The organism is Cutibacterium equinum (assembly GCF_028021195.1).
In the GTDB taxonomy this organism is placed as follows: domain Bacteria; phylum Actinomycetota; class Actinomycetes; order Propionibacteriales; family Propionibacteriaceae; genus Cutibacterium; species Cutibacterium equinum.
In genome coordinates this window covers 2364538-2380649 of record NZ_CP115668.1, presented here as the reverse complement: position 1 = coordinate 2380649, position 16112 = coordinate 2364538, and the positions used below count along the sequence as shown (strand labels likewise).

The following is a 16112-nucleotide window of genomic DNA, read 5'->3' as shown; positions in this document are numbered from 1 at the left end:
CGTTGATGTTCTGGCTTGTCAAGCCAGATTTGGTGGAGTTTTGGTGATCAGTTCTGCTTGATGGCGCTGATCTCGATCTCCAGGGTGACCTCGTCGGAGACCAGTACGCCGCCAGTCTCAAGGACGGCGTTGTAGGTCAGGCCGAAGTCCTTGCGGGAGATCTTGGAGCGTCCCTCGAAGCCGATACGGCTGTTGCCGAAGGGGTCAACGGCCTCGCCGCCGAACTCGAACGGGATGGTCAGGGACTTCGTCACTCCCTTGATGGTGAGGTCACCAGTCAGCTCAAGGACGTTGCCCTTGATGGCAGCCGAGGTGGAGCGGAAGGTCATGGTGGGGTGGTTCTCGACGTCGAGGAAGTCGGCGGACTTCACGTGAGCGTCGCGGTCGGAGTTGCCAGTGACGAACGATGCGGTCTGAGCGGTGACCTCGACGGAGACGGTGGAGGCGTCGGAACCGTTGCCCGAAGCAGTGCCCTCGAACTCGTCGAAGGATCCACGCACCTTGGTGACCATGGCGTGGCGGGTGACGAAGCCGAGGCGGGAGTGGGCGGAATCGATGGTGTAGGTGCCGTTGACAGCGGTGATGTCAGTCATGTGATCTCCTTGCTTTCCGGATGTTCCGGTTGATGTGTCAACTACCAGGACACAAGTTATCATGTCACGCGGTAGGTGATATGTCAACAAGGGGATGCTCAGGTAGGCTCACGCGTGCTTACTGAGCTGCCATGCTCAGGAACGGAGAGGGGCACAGTGACACAGGATCGCACCGTTTGGCTTGATGACCACCAACAGCGCGTTTGGCGTCTTTGGTTGGAGGTGACGACGATGCTGCCCGCAGTACTCAATCGTCAGTTGTCGCGTGACTCACAGTTGTCCATGCAGGACTTCGAAGTGCTCGTCCGACTCTCGGAGACCGACGGTGGCGAGATGAGAGTCGTCGCCCTGGCCGAGCACATGGGATGGGAGAGGTCCAGGCTGTCCCATCACCTGACGCGAATTGAGAAGCGCGGACTCGTCGAGCGTCGCATCTGTTGCACTGATGGCAGGGGAGCGATTGTTCATCTCACCGATCAGGGGATGGAGGCGCTGCGGCAGGCTGCTCCAGGTCATGCCTCCTTGGTGCGTCGGGTTGTCTTCGGTGGCCTGGACCACGGCCATCTCGACGATCTGGACACCATTTTGACCCACATCCGCGACGAACTCATCAAGGAGGAGAAGAGCCAGCTGACCGATTCCCAACGGCCCCAGCAGACACGTCGCGCCAATCGCGACCCGTCCCACTGACGGAAATAGCAATCGTGGGAGGGTGGACTCGGCCTTAACATCACCTCTACCACATCTAGGTGAGGAGGGACCGTGGCCACACAGACGACGGGCGTCACGCAGACGTCCACGAAACCGGCAGGCAGCACGCCCCGCATGAAAGGCCGTCATCTCGTGATGATGAGCCTCGGATCGGCCATCGGCACCGGACTGTTCGTCGGGTCTGGCAAAGCCGTCGCAGCGGCAGGCCCGGCCACCTTGGTGGCCTACATCGTCGCCGGTCTGCTCGTGATCGCCATCATGCACATGCTTGGCGAGATGGTTGCGGCCCACCCCGATTCCGGTGCCTTCTCGGTCTACACCTCGCGAGCCATGGGTCCGGCTGCCGGATTCGCCATGGGCTGGGTATGGTGGATCGAGCTGGTCATCGTCGTGGCAGCCGAGGCGATCGCGGCAGCATCAACCCTCGTCGCGATGTGGCCGATAGCCCCGGTGTGGTTGCTCACACTCATCTTCCTGGTCGTCCTGACGGCCATCAACCTGCTCGGCGTGGACCGATTCGGGGAGTTTGAGTTCTGGTTCGCTCTGGTGAAGGTGGTCGCCGTCGTCCTCTTCCTCGTCATAGGTGTGCTGCTCGCTTGCGGCGTACTGGCAGTCCCAGCGACCGGAACCTCCAACCTCCTCGGACACGGTGGATTCATGCCCAACGGCTGGTCTGGCGTCGCGGCCGCCCTCCTCATGGTGACCTTCAGCTTTGGTGGCATCGAGATCATGGCTGTGGCCGCGGCGGAAACCGAGGACCCGGCCCGCAATGTCTCCCGGGCGGTGCGGACCATCGTCTGGCGAATCCTGCTGTTCTACATGGGATCGGTGGGGGTCATGGTCATCGCGGTCCCCTGGGACGACCCCAAGCTCGCCACCTCTCCCTTCGTTGCCGTGCTTGACCGCGCCGGAATCCCGGCAGCCTCCGAGGTCATGACCCTGGTCATCGTGCTGGCACTGCTCAGTTCCCTCAACGCCAACCTCTACGGTGCAGCCCGAATGCTCGGCTCCCTCGCTGAGCGCGGCATGGCTCCCCGTGTGGCCATGCGGACGAGGGGCCGCTCGGTGCCTGCTGCGGCCGTGTTCGCCAGTGTGTTCTTCGGTTTCTGCTGCGTGTTGGCGACCTTCAAATGGGGTGACGCCGTGCTCGGTACCCTGCTCAACATCGTCGGTTCGACGATCATCGTCACGTATTTCTTCACCATCTGTTCTCAGTACGTGTTGCGTCGTCGCGCCGAGCGTGACGGCACCGCGCTGCCGATGCGGGTCAAGGGATTCCCGGTGGTGTCCTGGGTCGCGATGATTCTGCTGGTGGGAGTCATCGCGTTGGGTATGTTCGCCCCCGACGTGCGTGTGCAGTTGCTGTCAACGGGGGCCCTCGTCGTGGTGTTGTACCTCGTCGGTATCGCCTGGGCGCGCCACGACGGGCACAACCCATTTCGTCCCACGGCTGACTGAGAGACCACACTGATTGGGATCACACCGACCACAGTCAGGCGGGTGAGTGGCCTGGACCCTTCGGTGGCTCGGGGAGCTGGGCGAGGAGTGCCTTCTTGCGGTCCTCGGCCCGAATGACCTGCGGGACGATCCTGTTCGACGGTGTGGCACGCACTTGCTCGGAGGCTGTTGCTGTTGTGCGGGGCGTCGCGTGGGGTGGCTCATGCGACGCCGCCACGACGGGCTTGGCCTCTGCTGGCTTCGTGACGCGCCCCATCGCGTGGACGCGACGTCCCTCCAGGCGGTCCTTGAGCTGCGAGGTGTAGATCGAGGTGTCTGCAACCACTCGCCCGGCCACGGCGACGGCGATCATGCCGGGAGCCAGCATCGACAGGTTCCCGGTCATCTCCCCAACCATGAGCAGCATGCCGAGCGGGGCGTGGGCCACCGACCCGAAGCAGGCGATCATGCCAACGATGACGAAACTCATCGGGGAGGACGGGATACCCGGCAGTCCGTCGAGAAGACGCCACAGCGCAGCTCCGGTGGCCCCACCAATGACCATGCCGGGGCCGAAGACACCGCCCGAACCGCCCGAGCCGATCGACAGGGTCGTTGACAGGATCTTGGCGAACGGGATGGCCAGCACCATGAGCAAGGGCATGCGCACGAGATTGTCGGCGAACATCTCCTGTTGCATCGATCCGTAACCGGTTCCCAGGGCAGCTGGAATGACCAGGCCGAGCAGACCGACGCCCAGGCCGCCGATGGCAGGCAGGAGCCAGCCGGGAACCTTCTCAAGTCGGTTGAACAGCGAGGTTCCGGCGTAGAAGACGCCGACATAGAGCTTGCCCATGAGACCGGCAGCCAGGCCGAGCAGGACGTACCAGATGAGCTGGAGGGGTTGGGAGAACTGCACTCCGCTCAGCGAACCGAAGATTGGCTCGAATCCGTAGACCGATCCGAAGACGGCGAAGGCGACGATGGACGACACCAGGGAGGGCATGATCGCGTCGGATTCCATGTCGTCGCGGTAGAGCAGCTCAGCACCCAGCAGTGCTCCACCCAGCGGGGCACGGAAGATGGCGCCGATGCCCGAAGCGGTTGCTGCCGAGACGGCGATGCGGGCGTCCGGTGTGGTGATCTTGAGTCTCTTGCACAGTGAGGAGATGACGGTCGCGCTGATCTGGGCGGTGGGGCCCTCGCGACCACCCGAGCCTCCGGAACCGATCATGATCGAGGAGGCGATGATCTTGACTGCCGCGACCTTGCCCTTGAGCGCCGTCGGGTCGTGATGAACAGCGTGAATGGCGTTGTCAGTGCCGTGACCCTTGGCAGTGGGGGCGACGAAGTACACCAGGATGCCCGAGACCAGCGCGCCTCCGGTGACGACGAGGGGGATGGCCCAAGGGCGGGTGAGGTTGGTTCCTGGGTTGCCGTCTCCCTCGCCGAGGGTGCTTGGCGGGGTGTACCCGCCCAAGGTTTCCAGCAGGTAGTGGGTGCCGGTTTCCAGGCAGAAGAAGAAGATGATGGCGCCGATCCCCGAGACGATCCCGATGACCGTGCCCATGAGCAGCCATCGGTTGAGGGAGTCTCGGAATGCCTTGGGACGGTGCGGGATGAGGGCGCGGCGCAGGCGTCTCAGGCGTTTGGTCCAGGCGGCTCGGGCCTCGGGGCGGACGGCGTTCTCGGTCATCGCTGGCTGGACTCCTCTGCGCAGACGCGGTTGGCAGTGGGAGCGCCGTGGTCACGGGCCTCGGCAGTGCGGGTGAACGAGGTGGGCCCGGTGATGACGGTCTCGATTTCTCCTGGGTGTACGTGGTTGAGCAGGTCGATGAGCTGACGTCTCTGGGCGTCGGCATGGTTGGGGTTCAGCTCTTTCAACTTCGTTACACCCCGCGACACCTGCACAGTGGAATTGTTGCACGCCGCAGCAATGTGAGCGACGCCCTGTTCCGGTTGGTCGGGGTCACCTACAGTGATGCCATGGCTCGCATCATCGTCACCGCACCGCAACTCATGTCTGTTGTCAACGAGGAACTCCCCGGTCACGAGATCGTGGGTGGCGACCACTTCATGGATCGTCAGGAACTCTGCGACCAGATCGCCACCGCCGACGCACTCCTGTCCAGCCTGTCGGACCCCCTCGACGCCGAGATGATCGCCAAGGGCGAGAAGCTCAAGGTCATTGGGCAGTGCGCCGCTGGGTTCAACAACATTGACCTTGACGCCGCCAAGCAGGCGGGAGTCGTCGTCACCTCGACTCCCGGCGTTCTCCATGAGGCCACTGCCGACCTCGCCTTCACCTTGTTGCTCGAGGTCACCCGCCGTACCGGCGAGGCAGAGCGTTGGGTGCGTGCCGGCAAGGCCTGGCGCTACGACCACACCTTCATGCTGGGTGCTGGACTCCAGGGAGCGACGCTGGGCATCATCGGGTTGGGGCAGATTGGCCAGGCGATGGCCCGACGCGCTGCCGCTTTCGGCATGAACGTCATCTACAACTCCCGTCACGACAAGGACGTCGCAGCGATCGACGCTGTCAATCCGAATACCCAGCCAACACGTCGAGTCGACCTCGACGAGCTCTTCGCCATCTCTGACGTCGTCTCCTTGCACTGCCCGCTCACCGATCAGACCCGCCATGTCATCGACGCGAAGGCGTTGGCAGCCATGAAGGAGACTGCCTACCTGGTCAATACCGCGCGCGGCGCCTGTGTTGACGAGGCCGCTCTCGTCGAGGCTCTCAAGTCCGGGTCGATCGCCGGTGCGGGGCTGGACGTCTTCGAGGAGGAGCCGAGGATCACCGAGGATCTGCTGACGATGGAGAACGTCGTGTTGCTGCCCCACATTGGGTCTGCCGCCCTGCCGACCCGAGAGGCCATGAGTCGACTGGCTGCTCGCAACATCGCCAAGGTGCTCTCGGGGGAGCCGGCTGAGACCCCGGTGGAGTGATCTGTTCGCTCACAGCGTTGCAACCGCGAGCCCGGCCCTGACGACAGAACGATGCTGACGGGGCCGGGTTCAGTTCTGTCCGGAGAGGCTGGCGAGACCACGTGATGGCGGGGCAAGAATTGTGCTGCGGTGGGTGTGAGTGGATATTCGCGCAATTGCCATCCTTATATTTAAACAAGTTATTCTTTGCTTAAATTGGGGCACCGAGAGCACGATGTGCCCGGGCGTAAACCGCGCCATGAAGCCATCTGCACGTCTGTTCCCGGGGGGTTGCACGAACATGCACGAAAGCCGGTTTCAGTGGTTGTTACCCATTGTTTTCCCTAACCTTGAGAAGTACCTGGCAACGGTGGCGGGGCACCGATAACCCCTGAGCCACACCCCACACGCCGGATGGTTTCGAAGGGAGCATTCAATGAGGACCATGGACGCAGACGTCGTCGTCATCGGTGGCGGTGCCACCGGTGCGGGCGTCGTGCGGGACGTCGCGATGCGTGGATACCGCGCCGTTCTGTTGGACAAGGCCGACCTCGGCCAAGGGACGACCGGTCGGTACCACGGCCTGCTCCACTCCGGTGGCCGTTACGTCGTGTCTGATCCCGGATCGGCGACGGAATGCGCCGAGGAGAACGAGATCGTCACTCGCATCCACGCCGACGCCGTCGAGAAGACCGGCGGACTCTTCGTGGTCACCCCCGAGGACGACCTGGAGTTCTCGGATCAGTGGATCGAGGGGGCCAAGAAGTCAAAGGTTCCCTTCGAGGAGATTTCCACGGCCGAGGCCCTGCGCCGCGAACCGCGCCTCAACCCCGGTATCAAGCGTGCCTTCGCCGTTCAGGACGGATCGGTTGACGGTTGGCAGATGGTGTGGGGTGCGGCTCACTCGGCCATCGAGTACGGCGCCAAGGTGATGACCTACACCGCCGTGACCGAGATCATCCGTGAGGGCGATCAGATCAGTGCCGTTGTCGCCCACGACCTCAAGCACGACGAGCAGATCCGCATCGACTGCAAGTTCGTCATCAACACCGCTGGCCCGTGGGCCGGACGCATTGCCGAGCTCGTCGGCTGCCACGACGTCGATGTCGTTCCCGGCCGCGGCATCATGATCGCCATGAACCACCGCCTGGTGAACACGGTTGTCAACCGCTGTATCTACCCGGCTGACGGCGACATCCTCGTGCCGGTGCACACCGTGTCGATCATCGGCACCACCGACGTCAAGGCGGATGATCCACAGCGTCTGGCCATCCCGCGCAACGAGGTGCAGCAGATGCTCGATTCCGGCGAGGCCTTGGTCCCCGGATTCCGCGACGCCCGCGCGGTGCACGCATGGGCCGGCGCCCGCCCGCTGTTCAAGGACAAGCGAGTTGCTGCCACGGACACGCGCCACATGTCGCGCGGCATGAGCATCCTCGACCACGGTTCCCGCGACGGGGTCAACGGCATCGTGTCGATCATCGGCGGCAAGCTCACCACGTACCGTCTCATGGCCAAGAATGTCGTCGACGTCATGTGCGAACAGCTCGGTGACGATCGTCCCTGCCGCACCGCCGAGGAGGTCGTGCCCGGTTCCACCGTCGGCAAGAACTACCTCATCACCCATCGTCTCGGCGAGAACGAAGAGCGTCGTGCCGGCACTGGTCTGGTTCGCGGGGGTGACCCGAAGGCCGTCCCGATGTCCAAGAAGCTCGACGACCAGATCATCTGCGAGTGCGAGCTCATGAGCCGCAAGATGTTCACCGACCTGCTGGCCGAGCAGCCAGACGCCACCTTCGACGACCTGCGTCGTCAGCTGCGTCTGGGCATGGGCCCCTGCCAGGGTGGGTTCTGCTCGATGCGCGCCACCGGCGTTGCCGTCGAAGAGGGCAATATCGACGCCGAGCGAGCCACCGGCCTGCTGCGTCTGTTCCTCAAGAACCGTTGGATTGGTCTGTGGCCGATCCTTTACGGCGAGCAGGTTCGTCAGACTGCCCTCGATGACTGGATCTTCCAGGGCACCTTCGACGTTGAGCACCTTCCCACCCCGCAGCAGGAGGTTGAGCTGTGAGCACCGCAACCGTTTCCACCTCATCGCCGACTGCCGACCGCTTCAAGGCGCCGCACGTCGTCGTCATCGGGTCTGGCCTGGCCGGCTTGACCACCGCCCTGCGTCTGCGCCGCGGTGGCGCCCGTGTGACCCTGGTCACCAAGGGTGTCGGTGGCCTGCAGTTGGGTCAGGGAACCGTCGACGTTCTCGGTTACACCCCTGAGCGCGTCGAGAACCCGTACGAGGCCGTCAAGGAATACGCCTCCAAGCATCCCGAGCACCCCTACGCCAAGATCGGCGTGGAGGCTGTCAAGGAGGGAGTCGACTTCCTGCGCGAGGTTGTCGGCGAGTCCTTCCTGGTCGGTGACGGCGAGTCGACGATCAACCTGCCGACCGCTGTTGGCGCGATCCGTCCCACCGCCCTGGTCCCACCGTCGATGATCAACGGCAACCTCACCGACGGCGACAAGGTCGTTGTCATGGGCCTGGCCCAGTACAAGGACTTCCACGCTGGTCTCATCGCCCAGAACATCGACCGCACCGAACTGCCCGGCGGTGGCCACGTCTCCGCCCGCGCCGTCATCGTCGATTTTGAGCCGCGCGAGGGCGAGTACGACGCCACTGGCCTGTCGATCGCTCGCTCCCTCGACAATGCTCATACCCGTCGGGTGCTGGCTGAGGGCCTCAAGGGATTCATCAACCCCGGTGAGATCGTTGCGCTGCCGGCTGTCCTCGGCATCGACAACCATGATGAGGTTCTTGCCGACTTCAGCAGGATCCTTGGCACCAAGGTGTTCGAGATCGCCTCCCTGCCGCCCTGCGTGCCCGGTATGCGTCTCAACAACAAGCTCGTCGTGACCGCCAAGAATGAGCGCGTCGACTACGTGCTCGGCTCGAAGGTCACCGGCTGCACGGTTTCCGACGGCAAGGTCGTCTCCGTGAGGGTCGGAACCGCTGGTGCTGGTAAGGAGATCAAGGTTGACGCTGTTGTCCTCGCTGGTGGCGGTTTCGAGTCCGGAGCCCTCAAGCTCGACTCCCACGGCCATCTGCACGAGACCATCCTTGACCTCCCGGTCACCATGCCGGAGGGCATCAAGGAGGAGGACCTGATCCACGGTGACTACTGGGGTTCCCCGCAGCCCCTCTTCCTGTGCGGTGTCGAGGTCGACGAGAACATGCTCGTCACCGAGCATGGCAAGCCCGTCCATTCCAATGTCTACGCTGCCGGTGGCGTGATCGCCGGCGCCACCAGGTGGCAGGAGAAGTCGGGTGAGGGCATCGCCCTCGGCTCGGCCATCAAGGCCGCCGATGCCATCCTGTCAGCGGTCAAGGCAGGCGCTGCGACCAAGGAAAGGAACTGATCATGGGTGTTATCGAGGAGACATTCGCCGGACACGAGGTCTCGCGCCAGTCGCTCGACGCGTGCGTCAAGTGCACGATCTGCGAGACGATGTGCCCGGTCGCCAAGGCCACCCCGCTCTACACCGGTCCGAAGTACAACGGCCCGCAGGGCGAGCGCTATCGTGACGGAGCCTCTGTCGATCACTCACTGGAGTGGTGCAATTTCTGCGGTATTTGCACCCTGCACTGCCCGCAGGGAGTCAAGATCGCGGAGCTCAATGAGCAGGCCGCCATGAAGATGAAGCACCAGAATGGTGTTCCGCTGCGTGACCGCCTCATCCCGCTGACGACCCTTGAGGGACGCGTGCTGTCCCCGATTGCTCCGCTGGCCAACTGGGGCCTCAAGCAGAAGCCGATCCGTATCGCGGTCGAGAAGATCATCAGGGTCCACCGCGACGCCCCGATGCCGACTGCTCAGACCGAGACGCTCAGCAAGTGGATGCGCCACCACAAGCCGGCCAAGCCGGCGACCAAGGGTCCGATCATCTTCTTCCAGGGCTGCGCCGGTGGCTACTTCGAGACCGAGACTTCCAAGAAGTCCATCGAGGTGCTCGAGCACCTGGGCTATGAGGTCCTCGTCCCCAAGCAGGGCTGCTGTGGTCTGGCCAAGCAGTCGAATGGTCTGTTCGAGGGTGCCACCAAGGACATTCTCAGCCTGTGCGACAAGATCATCAGCCTCGGCAAGGGTCTGACGATCGTGTCCTCGTCGGGTTCGTGTGTGGGCATGATGAAGCACGAGGCCCACGAGATCATGGGTGTTGACGATCCTCGTCTCCACGACGTGTCGGTGCGCTCCCGGGACTTCTCGGAGTTCCTCATGGATGAGTACCGCAATGGTGAGCTTGACGCCTCGCAGTTCCGTCCGCTCGACATCACGGTTCCTTACCACCAGCCCTGCCAGGTCAAGAGCCAGGGCATGGGATTCCCGGCGGTGCAGCTCATGGAGCTCATTCCGGGTGTGAAGGTGTTGGAGTCCAACGAGCCGTGCTGTGGCATCGCCGGTACCTACGGTCTGAAGGCCGAGCGTTACGAGGTTGCTCAGAAGATCGGTGCGGGTGTGTTCAAGCACATGCAGGATCACAACGAGGGCGTCGGCGTGTGTGACACTGAGACCTGCCGTTGGCAGATCTCGAAGTCCTCGGGTGTCAAGATCGTCCATCCGGTGTGGTTGCTGCACCACTCCCTTGGACTCTCGGACAACCTGCTCGACTGATCGAGACCTTCTGAGCCGGACCCCTTTTCGATGGTGTGGGGCTCAGTTTCGCCGGACCTCCTGTGATCCGGAGTCGGCCGGGACCTGCTGTGGGGGCGGGTCCCGGCCCTTTTACGTGCGTGCGGGGGGCCGTCCGGCGCATGAGTACGAGGTGACGGGTGCGGGCAACCTGCTGTGGTCCCCGCCGTGAGGACGTCGGGATTTCTACTTCCTGGGCCCAGAAACCGTCGGATCGTCGGGGATCCACCACCGCCAAGGGGCGTCGGTATTTTTGCTGATGCCCACCCGGGGGCCTTGACGAAATTCGACGGGGCGATCGGCCGGTTGGAGCCGCCACCCGGATGTTGAGGTGGCGTCAGGGCCGATGAGCGTCACCGGATCCCCTGACTCCGTGAGAGTTGCCCCCAAGGCGGAGCCCATATTTCCCGGTCCACACGCAAGACGGTTCTCGGGGACGTTTCCGCGGCGACGGCGCGCGTCGCCCACACCGGCTGTCACCTGTCCGCCGCGTAGCAGAACAGCCGAGGCCACACCGTCGGGGGAGCAGACGAGGTTGACGCAGCGATGCATGCCGTAGGACAGGTACACGTACACGTGTGAGGGTGGCCCGAACATCACGCGGGCGCGTGGGGTGGGGCCGCGGAAGGCATGGGACGCGGGATCGTCGAGCCCCATGTACGCCTCGACCTCGGTGAGACGAATTCCCACCGGTCCGTGCCAGATCGTTGCCCCAAGGAGCAACGGGGCAACTTCGATGGCGGGGGCTGAAAGGTCGATCACTCCTTGGCGTCGCACAAAAAGTGACAGGCGGTGCAGGTGGCGGCGGTCACAGTGATGACGGCGGGCCATGCGCCGATCTTTTTCGCCAACCCGTGGGAGGCGCCGAAGGCACCCAGGTAGGTCGCCCCAAGGATGCCGGCGACTGTCGGGCCACTCTTGGCGAGCCAGGTGCGGCCAGCCCAGCAACCGGCGGCTGCGAGCACCACTCCGCCGAGTTCTCGTACTCCGGTGGCACGGGCGGTGAGCCAGCCTCCGACCAGTCCCAGACCGGCGACTTCGGCGGTGTTGACGTCTTCAGCCTTGTTTAACTTCATACCTCGAGTGTAGGTACCGAATCGGTCCCTGCCCCCAGATGAACATGAGAATGATATCCATCAAAATGTTTGCATATACAAAAAAGCCGATATACAGTCGTGGTCATGAGCAAGGACATGGAACCGGAGCCATTCGACCCCGTCGTTCAACTGTTCTCTGCCCTGGCGAATCCGATTCGGGCACGGATCGTCAATCGCCTCACAGATGGTGAGGCATCGGTCGGGGAACTGTCGGAGATCGTCGGCGCCAAACAGCCGTTGGTCTCCCATCACCTCAAGGTGTTGCGACGGGCGCATCTGGTCTCTGCGCGCAAGGAAGGGCAGAAGGCCATGTACTCGCTCATTGACGACCACGTGGCGTCCATCTTCCTGGACGCCTTCAACCACATGAAGGAGCACAACCATGACTGTCACCACTGAGCATCGTCCCGCTGAGACCCACCATCACACCCACGGCCCGAACTGCGGCCACGAGGCTGTCATCCACCACGACCACGTCGATTACCTGCACGAGGGCCACGCTCACCACGAGCACGACGGCCACTACGACGAGTGCACCACCTGTCAGTGTGGGCGCTGCGACGATTCTTGCGCAAACTGCACGTGTGAGGATTGCACCTGCCCGACCTGCGATCACAAGACCTGCGAGTGCGGTCACTGCAACGATTCCTGCGCCAACTGCACCTGCGAGGATTGCACCTGCCCGACCTGCCAGCACGCCGCCTGAGTTCCTTTTCTCTCGTTACGCTAGCCACAACTGGACCCCCGGGAAACCGGGGGTCCAGTTGTGCTGTGGGTCATCCGCAAGGGCGCCGATTCCGGGTAACGGGTGTTAGACGGTGATGACGACCTTTCCGATCATCCTGCCGGACTCGACGATCTCGGTGGCCTGGCGGACGTGCTGAGCCGTCAGCCCCTCGATGTGGTGGGTCATTGTCGGGCGGATCTGGCCGTCCTCGACTAGCCGCGTGATACGGGCAAGAGCTTGGCCCTGCTTGGCGACATCTGTGGTCCCGAATTGGGGACGGGTGAACATCGACTCGCTCGTTACGGACAGCGACTTCGGTTTGAAGGCCATGAGGTCGAAGGAATCGGTGCCGTCAATCATGGCGAGGTGGCCGAAGGGGGCCATGATCTCGGCCAGCGCCGATGCCGGTGGGGTGTAGGCGGACAGAATGGCGTCGAAAGCGGCAATTCCGAGGTTCTTGACTTGCGGGGCCAAGGGTTCGCGGTGGTTGATGATCCCAGTCGCGCCCATGTCCTGACACCACTGGGCGGTTTCGGGACGCGAGGAGGTCGCCACGACCGGCCCGCTGGTGATGGCCCGGGCAAGCTGGATGGCCGCAGATCCGACCCCGCCGGCTCCACCGATCATGAGGAAGGCCTTGTCGCTGCGCTGATCCGGGGTCCCCAAGCGGGTGTGCTCGACGAGTGCCTCCCACGCCGTCAAGGACGTCAACGGCAAGGATGCGGCCTCGGCCGTCGTCAGGGATGCCGGACGCCTCGCGACGATCCGTGAATCGACGACGGTGAACTGAGAGTAGGTGCCGGGGCGATCGCGGTTCCCCGAGTGCCACACCTGGTCGCCGACCGAGAAGTCGTGGACCTCGGATCCGACGGCACGCACGACTGAAGCGGCGTCGAAACCGAGTACGAGGGGACGCGACGGGGTGCCGGCGCCTTTGCGCAGCTTGACGTCAATGGGGTTGACGGAGACGGCCTGCACCTCGACGAGCAGGTCGTGGGGGCCCGGTTCGGGCACCGGCAGGTCAATATCGACAAAACACTCGGGATCGGTGACGGGTAGGGAGCGTGTGACGGCAACGGCATGCATGCTTTCCATGACCTCACGGTAGTGCCGAGCGGGATCGTTGGGTATGGGTCCCGACCACGGTCTCAGCGCTGCATGTCGACGAACCGCGAATAGTGGCCCTGGAAGACGACCGGAACCGTTCGCGTCGGTCCATTACGGTGTTTGGCGACGATGATGTCGGCCTCACCAGCGCGCGGGGACTCCTTGTCATAGACGTCCTCACGATGCAACAGGATGACGACGTCGGCGTCCTGCTCCAACGACCCCGACTCGCGCAGATCGCTCATCATCGGCTTCTTGTCCGTGCGCTGTTCGGGTCCACGGTTGAGCTGGGACAGGGCAACGACGGGAATCTCCAACTCCTTGGCCAGCAGCTTGATCTGGCGGGAGAACTCGGAGACCTCAAGCTGACGAGACTCCACCTTCTTGCCCGACGTCATGAGCTGCATGTAGTCGATGACGACGAGTTTGAGGTCGAATTTCTGCTTCATCCGGCGGGCCTTGGCGCGGATTTCCATCATCGTCAGGTTGGGCGAGTCGTCAATGAACAGCGGGGCCGACGAGATCTGGGTGGTCTTGTCGACCATGCGCTGCCAGTCCTCCTCGGAGAGGCGTCCGGAACGCATGCGTTGCAGCTCGATTCCGGCCTCGGCGGACAACAGCCTCATGACGATCTCGTTGCGCCCCATCTCGAGGCTGAAAATGGCTGCGGCCAGATGATTTTTGATCGCGGCGGCGCGTGCAAAGTCGAGGGCGAGAGTTGACTTGCCCATGGCGGGACGGGCGGCGACGATGATCATCTGTCCGGGCATGAACCCGTTGGTGAGTTCATCGAGGTCGGTGAATCCGGTGGGGATGCCGGCCATGGCGTCGCCACGGGCCTCAATGGCCTCAAGCTCGTCAAACGCGTTCTCGAACAGTTCGGACAGCGGGTGGTAGTCCTCGCTGGTTTTGCGCGTGGAGACCTCGTAGAGGGTTTGCTGGGCGGCGTCGACGATGTCAGCGACCTCGCCTTGGCCCTGATAACCCATCTGGGCAATGCGTATCGACGCCTCGACGAGACGACGCAGTACTGCTTTGTCGGCGACGATCTTGGCGTAATAGGCGGCGTTGGCGGTGACGGTGACATTGCTCAGCAGCTCGGCGAGGTACAGACGCCCGCCCGCGCGCTCGAGTTCCCCGCGACGGTCGAGCTCGTCGGCGGTGGTGACGGTGTCGGCCGGGTCTCCGCGACCGTAGAGGTCGGTGATGGTGTTGAAGATGAGTTCGTGTCCGGGTCGATAGAAATCGACACCTTTGAGTTCCTCGACGACGTCGGCAATGGCGTCCTTGGAGGAGAGCATGGCCCCGAGGACGGACTTCTCGGCGTCGATGTCCTGGGGAGGGTTGCGGTCCAGGGATGGTCCGGGTTCGGCGGGTGCGAGGGACATGGCTGCTCCTTGAGGGTGACGCGGGGCGACGCAGGTGTGGGGGCGCCGTCAGGGTGAGGGCGACCTTCCCACCTCCGTTCGAGAATGCCCCGTGCGGGAGTGTGCCACGATTTTGGGTTGCCTGCAGGCGGGTTTTCCACAGCCCCCTGTGTGTAAGGGGTGGATGCGTGTGGACTCTCTGGGGAAAACGTGTGGATAAGTCACTGGATATGGGGATATGCCGTGGAATACCCATCCGGAAAACGCATCTGACTAGGGGTTATAGAAGTGATGTGAGGAATTTGACGATAGTTTCCGGCGTGTCGGGTTGGGGATGAGTCATCGTGCGGCGGCGAGTGGCGGTGGTGTCGACGGCGCGCGCCCCCCTCTGTGGGGGCAAGTTATCCACAGTGTCTGTGGATAGTGGCTGACGGTGCGCTGATATGGCGAATCACCCTTGCCTCATATACCCCCAGAGGGTATGTTTCCTCGTGGAGGAGGACCCATGACCCACTCGGATGACTGCTGCCACGTCCCTGAGCTGGCCCTCGCTCATCGTGATACCGACACGTCGGAGTCGAGTGAAGAGTGCGGAGCCTGCGGCTGTCAGGACCACCCCCAGCACGGGTACCTCGGTCACAAGGAGATGCACCTGCGTCGCCTCAAGCGGATCGAGGGGCAGGTGCGAGGCCTCGAGAGAATGGTCGATGAGGAGAAATACTGCATCGACATCCTGACTCAGATCTCGGCAGTCACCTCGGCCCTCAAATCCGTCTCACTGGAACTGCTCGCCGAGCACATGAGTCACTGCGTGGTTCGCGCAGCCCAGGCCGGCGGGCAGGAGGCCGAGGACAAGATCACCGAGGCCAACCAAGCCATCGCCCGCCTCGTCAAAGCCTGATCACAAGCACACTGGAGGAATAATGCACAAGACGTACACCATCAACGGAATGACCTGCGAGCACTGTGTCAAGGCCATCACCGAGGAGGTCTCGGCCATCGACGGCGTCGACAAGGTCACCGTGTCCCTGGAATCTGGCTCCATGACGATCGACTCGGCTGGGGAGATCCCCTTCGGTCAGGTTGCTGACGCCGTCGACGAGGCTGGCGAATACACCGTCGCACAGGCTGCCTCCCTCGACACCGCCGGGCATCCGGGCGGCCGCTGCGGTTGCGGTGGCCACGGCCATGCCGACCACAACGCTGAGGGGTCCGGTTGTGGCTGCGGAGGCCACAAGCACTCCGAGGAAGCCGCTGCCATGCACGCCGCGCATGCCGACAAGGGCGGTTGCGGTTGTGGAGGCCACCGGGCCTGATCTGCTGCGTGTCGTCCCGCTGGTGACGACGCCCATCTGACCTCGAAGTCGGGACCTGGCTGCACATCGTCAGGGCCCGACTCTGAGGTCAAATTCCCCACATAACCGCCTGCCTCGACGCCCAGGACTTCGATGGGTGGTCCA

At 63.4% G+C, this 16112-nt stretch carries 16 protein-coding genes and 1 pseudogene; 10 read left to right on the top strand and 7 right to left on the bottom strand.

Annotated elements, in window-relative coordinates; all coding sequences use genetic code 11:
- Positions 1-47 precede the first annotated feature (47 nt).
- On the bottom strand, positions 48-593 hold the full coding sequence (locus O6R08_RS10795; RefSeq protein WP_271418099.1) for a YceI family protein: 546 nt from the start codon (positions 591-593) through the stop codon (positions 48-50).
- Positions 594-749: 156 nt separating this feature from the next.
- On the opposite strand from O6R08_RS10795, the gene O6R08_RS10790 reads away from it, so the two are divergent.
- A complete protein-coding gene (locus O6R08_RS10790) occupies positions 750-1283 on the top strand; it encodes a MarR family winged helix-turn-helix transcriptional regulator (protein ID WP_271418098.1) in 534 nt (177 codons plus the stop codon).
- A gap of 135 nt (positions 1284-1418) precedes the next feature.
- Positions 1419-2762, top strand: a complete 1344-nt coding sequence (locus O6R08_RS10785; RefSeq protein ID WP_271419383.1) for an amino acid permease — start codon at positions 1419-1421, stop codon at positions 2760-2762.
- Positions 2763-2796: 34 nt separating this feature from the next.
- Here the strand turns inward: O6R08_RS10785 and O6R08_RS10780 are convergent, their stop codons facing one another.
- Together O6R08_RS10780 and O6R08_RS10775 are read right to left on the bottom strand one after the other, a co-directional pair.
- Positions 2797-4437, bottom strand: coding sequence for a chloride channel protein (locus tag O6R08_RS10780; protein ID WP_271418097.1), 1641 nt, complete (start codon positions 4435-4437; stop codon positions 2797-2799).
- Positions 4434-4592: pseudogene (locus tag O6R08_RS10775) on the bottom strand (MarR family winged helix-turn-helix transcriptional regulator); the annotation flags it as partial. The pseudogene O6R08_RS10775 and the gene O6R08_RS10780, both read right to left, overlap by 4 nt.
- Before the next feature lie 135 nt (positions 4593-4727).
- On the opposite strand from O6R08_RS10775, the gene O6R08_RS10770 reads away from it, so the two are divergent.
- From O6R08_RS10770 to O6R08_RS10755, 4 genes are all read left to right on the top strand, one after another.
- Entirely contained in the window at positions 4728-5693 is a 966-nt protein-coding gene (locus tag O6R08_RS10770) for a 2-hydroxyacid dehydrogenase (protein ID WP_271418095.1), read from the top strand.
- Positions 5694-6108: 415 nt separating this feature from the next.
- Complete coding sequence (gene glpA / locus O6R08_RS10765) at positions 6109-7743, top strand: anaerobic glycerol-3-phosphate dehydrogenase subunit GlpA (RefSeq protein ID WP_271418094.1); 1635 nt, start codon at positions 6109-6111, stop codon at positions 7741-7743.
- Entirely contained in the window at positions 7740-9083 is a 1344-nt protein-coding gene (glpB, locus tag O6R08_RS10760) for a glycerol-3-phosphate dehydrogenase subunit GlpB (protein WP_271418093.1), read from the top strand. The genes glpA and glpB overlap by 4 nt, the downstream gene beginning before the upstream one ends.
- A 2-nt stretch (positions 9084-9085) precedes the next feature.
- Positions 9086-10336 carry an anaerobic glycerol-3-phosphate dehydrogenase subunit C gene (locus O6R08_RS10755; protein WP_271418092.1) on the top strand — a complete coding sequence of 417 codons (1251 nt, stop codon included), beginning with the start codon at positions 9086-9088 and terminating at the stop codon, positions 10334-10336.
- 204 nt (positions 10337-10540) lie between these two features.
- On the opposite strand, the gene O6R08_RS10750 is transcribed toward O6R08_RS10755, so the two are convergent.
- Together O6R08_RS10750 and O6R08_RS10745 are read right to left on the bottom strand one after the other, a co-directional pair.
- A complete protein-coding gene (locus O6R08_RS10750; RefSeq protein ID WP_271418091.1) occupies positions 10541-11116 on the bottom strand; it encodes a DNA-3-methyladenine glycosylase in 576 nt (191 codons plus the stop codon).
- Positions 11113-11430: a hypothetical protein gene (locus O6R08_RS10745; protein ID WP_271418090.1), complete on the bottom strand. Its 318-nt coding sequence runs from the start codon at positions 11428-11430 to the stop codon at positions 11113-11115. The genes O6R08_RS10750 and O6R08_RS10745 overlap by 4 nt, the downstream gene beginning before the upstream one ends.
- Positions 11431-11535: 105 nt before the next feature.
- On the opposite strand from O6R08_RS10745, the gene O6R08_RS10740 reads away from it, so the two are divergent.
- Together O6R08_RS10740 and O6R08_RS10735 are read left to right on the top strand one after the other, a co-directional pair.
- On the top strand, positions 11536-11850 hold the full coding sequence (locus tag O6R08_RS10740; RefSeq protein WP_271418089.1) for an ArsR/SmtB family transcription factor: 315 nt from the start codon (positions 11536-11538) through the stop codon (positions 11848-11850).
- A complete protein-coding gene (locus O6R08_RS10735; protein ID WP_271418088.1) occupies positions 11834-12157 on the top strand; it encodes a hypothetical protein in 324 nt (107 codons plus the stop codon). Before O6R08_RS10740 ends, O6R08_RS10735 begins: the two co-directional genes overlap by 17 nt.
- A 105-nt stretch (positions 12158-12262) precedes the next feature.
- Here the strand turns inward: O6R08_RS10735 and O6R08_RS10730 are convergent, their stop codons facing one another.
- The gene (locus O6R08_RS10730) at positions 12263-13273 is read right to left on the bottom strand and encodes a zinc-binding alcohol dehydrogenase family protein (RefSeq protein WP_271418087.1); all 1011 of its coding nucleotides are present in this window, start codon (positions 13271-13273) and stop codon (positions 12263-12265) included.
- 53 nt (positions 13274-13326) lie between these two features.
- On the bottom strand, positions 13327-14673 hold the full coding sequence (gene dnaB / locus O6R08_RS10725) for a replicative DNA helicase (RefSeq protein WP_271418086.1): 1347 nt from the start codon (positions 14671-14673) through the stop codon (positions 13327-13329).
- Between the two features lie 484 nt (positions 14674-15157).
- Here dnaB and O6R08_RS11480 point away from each other — a divergent pair, with 484 nt between their 5' ends.
- Both O6R08_RS11480 and O6R08_RS10715 read left to right on the top strand, forming a co-directional pair.
- Positions 15158-15553, top strand: a complete 396-nt coding sequence (locus tag O6R08_RS11480; RefSeq protein ID WP_456298776.1) for a metal-sensitive transcriptional regulator — start codon at positions 15158-15160, stop codon at positions 15551-15553.
- A gap of 22 nt (positions 15554-15575) precedes the next feature.
- On the top strand, positions 15576-15968 hold the full coding sequence (locus O6R08_RS10715) for a heavy-metal-associated domain-containing protein (RefSeq protein ID WP_271418085.1): 393 nt from the start codon (positions 15576-15578) through the stop codon (positions 15966-15968).
- Positions 15969-16112 lie beyond the last annotated feature (144 nt).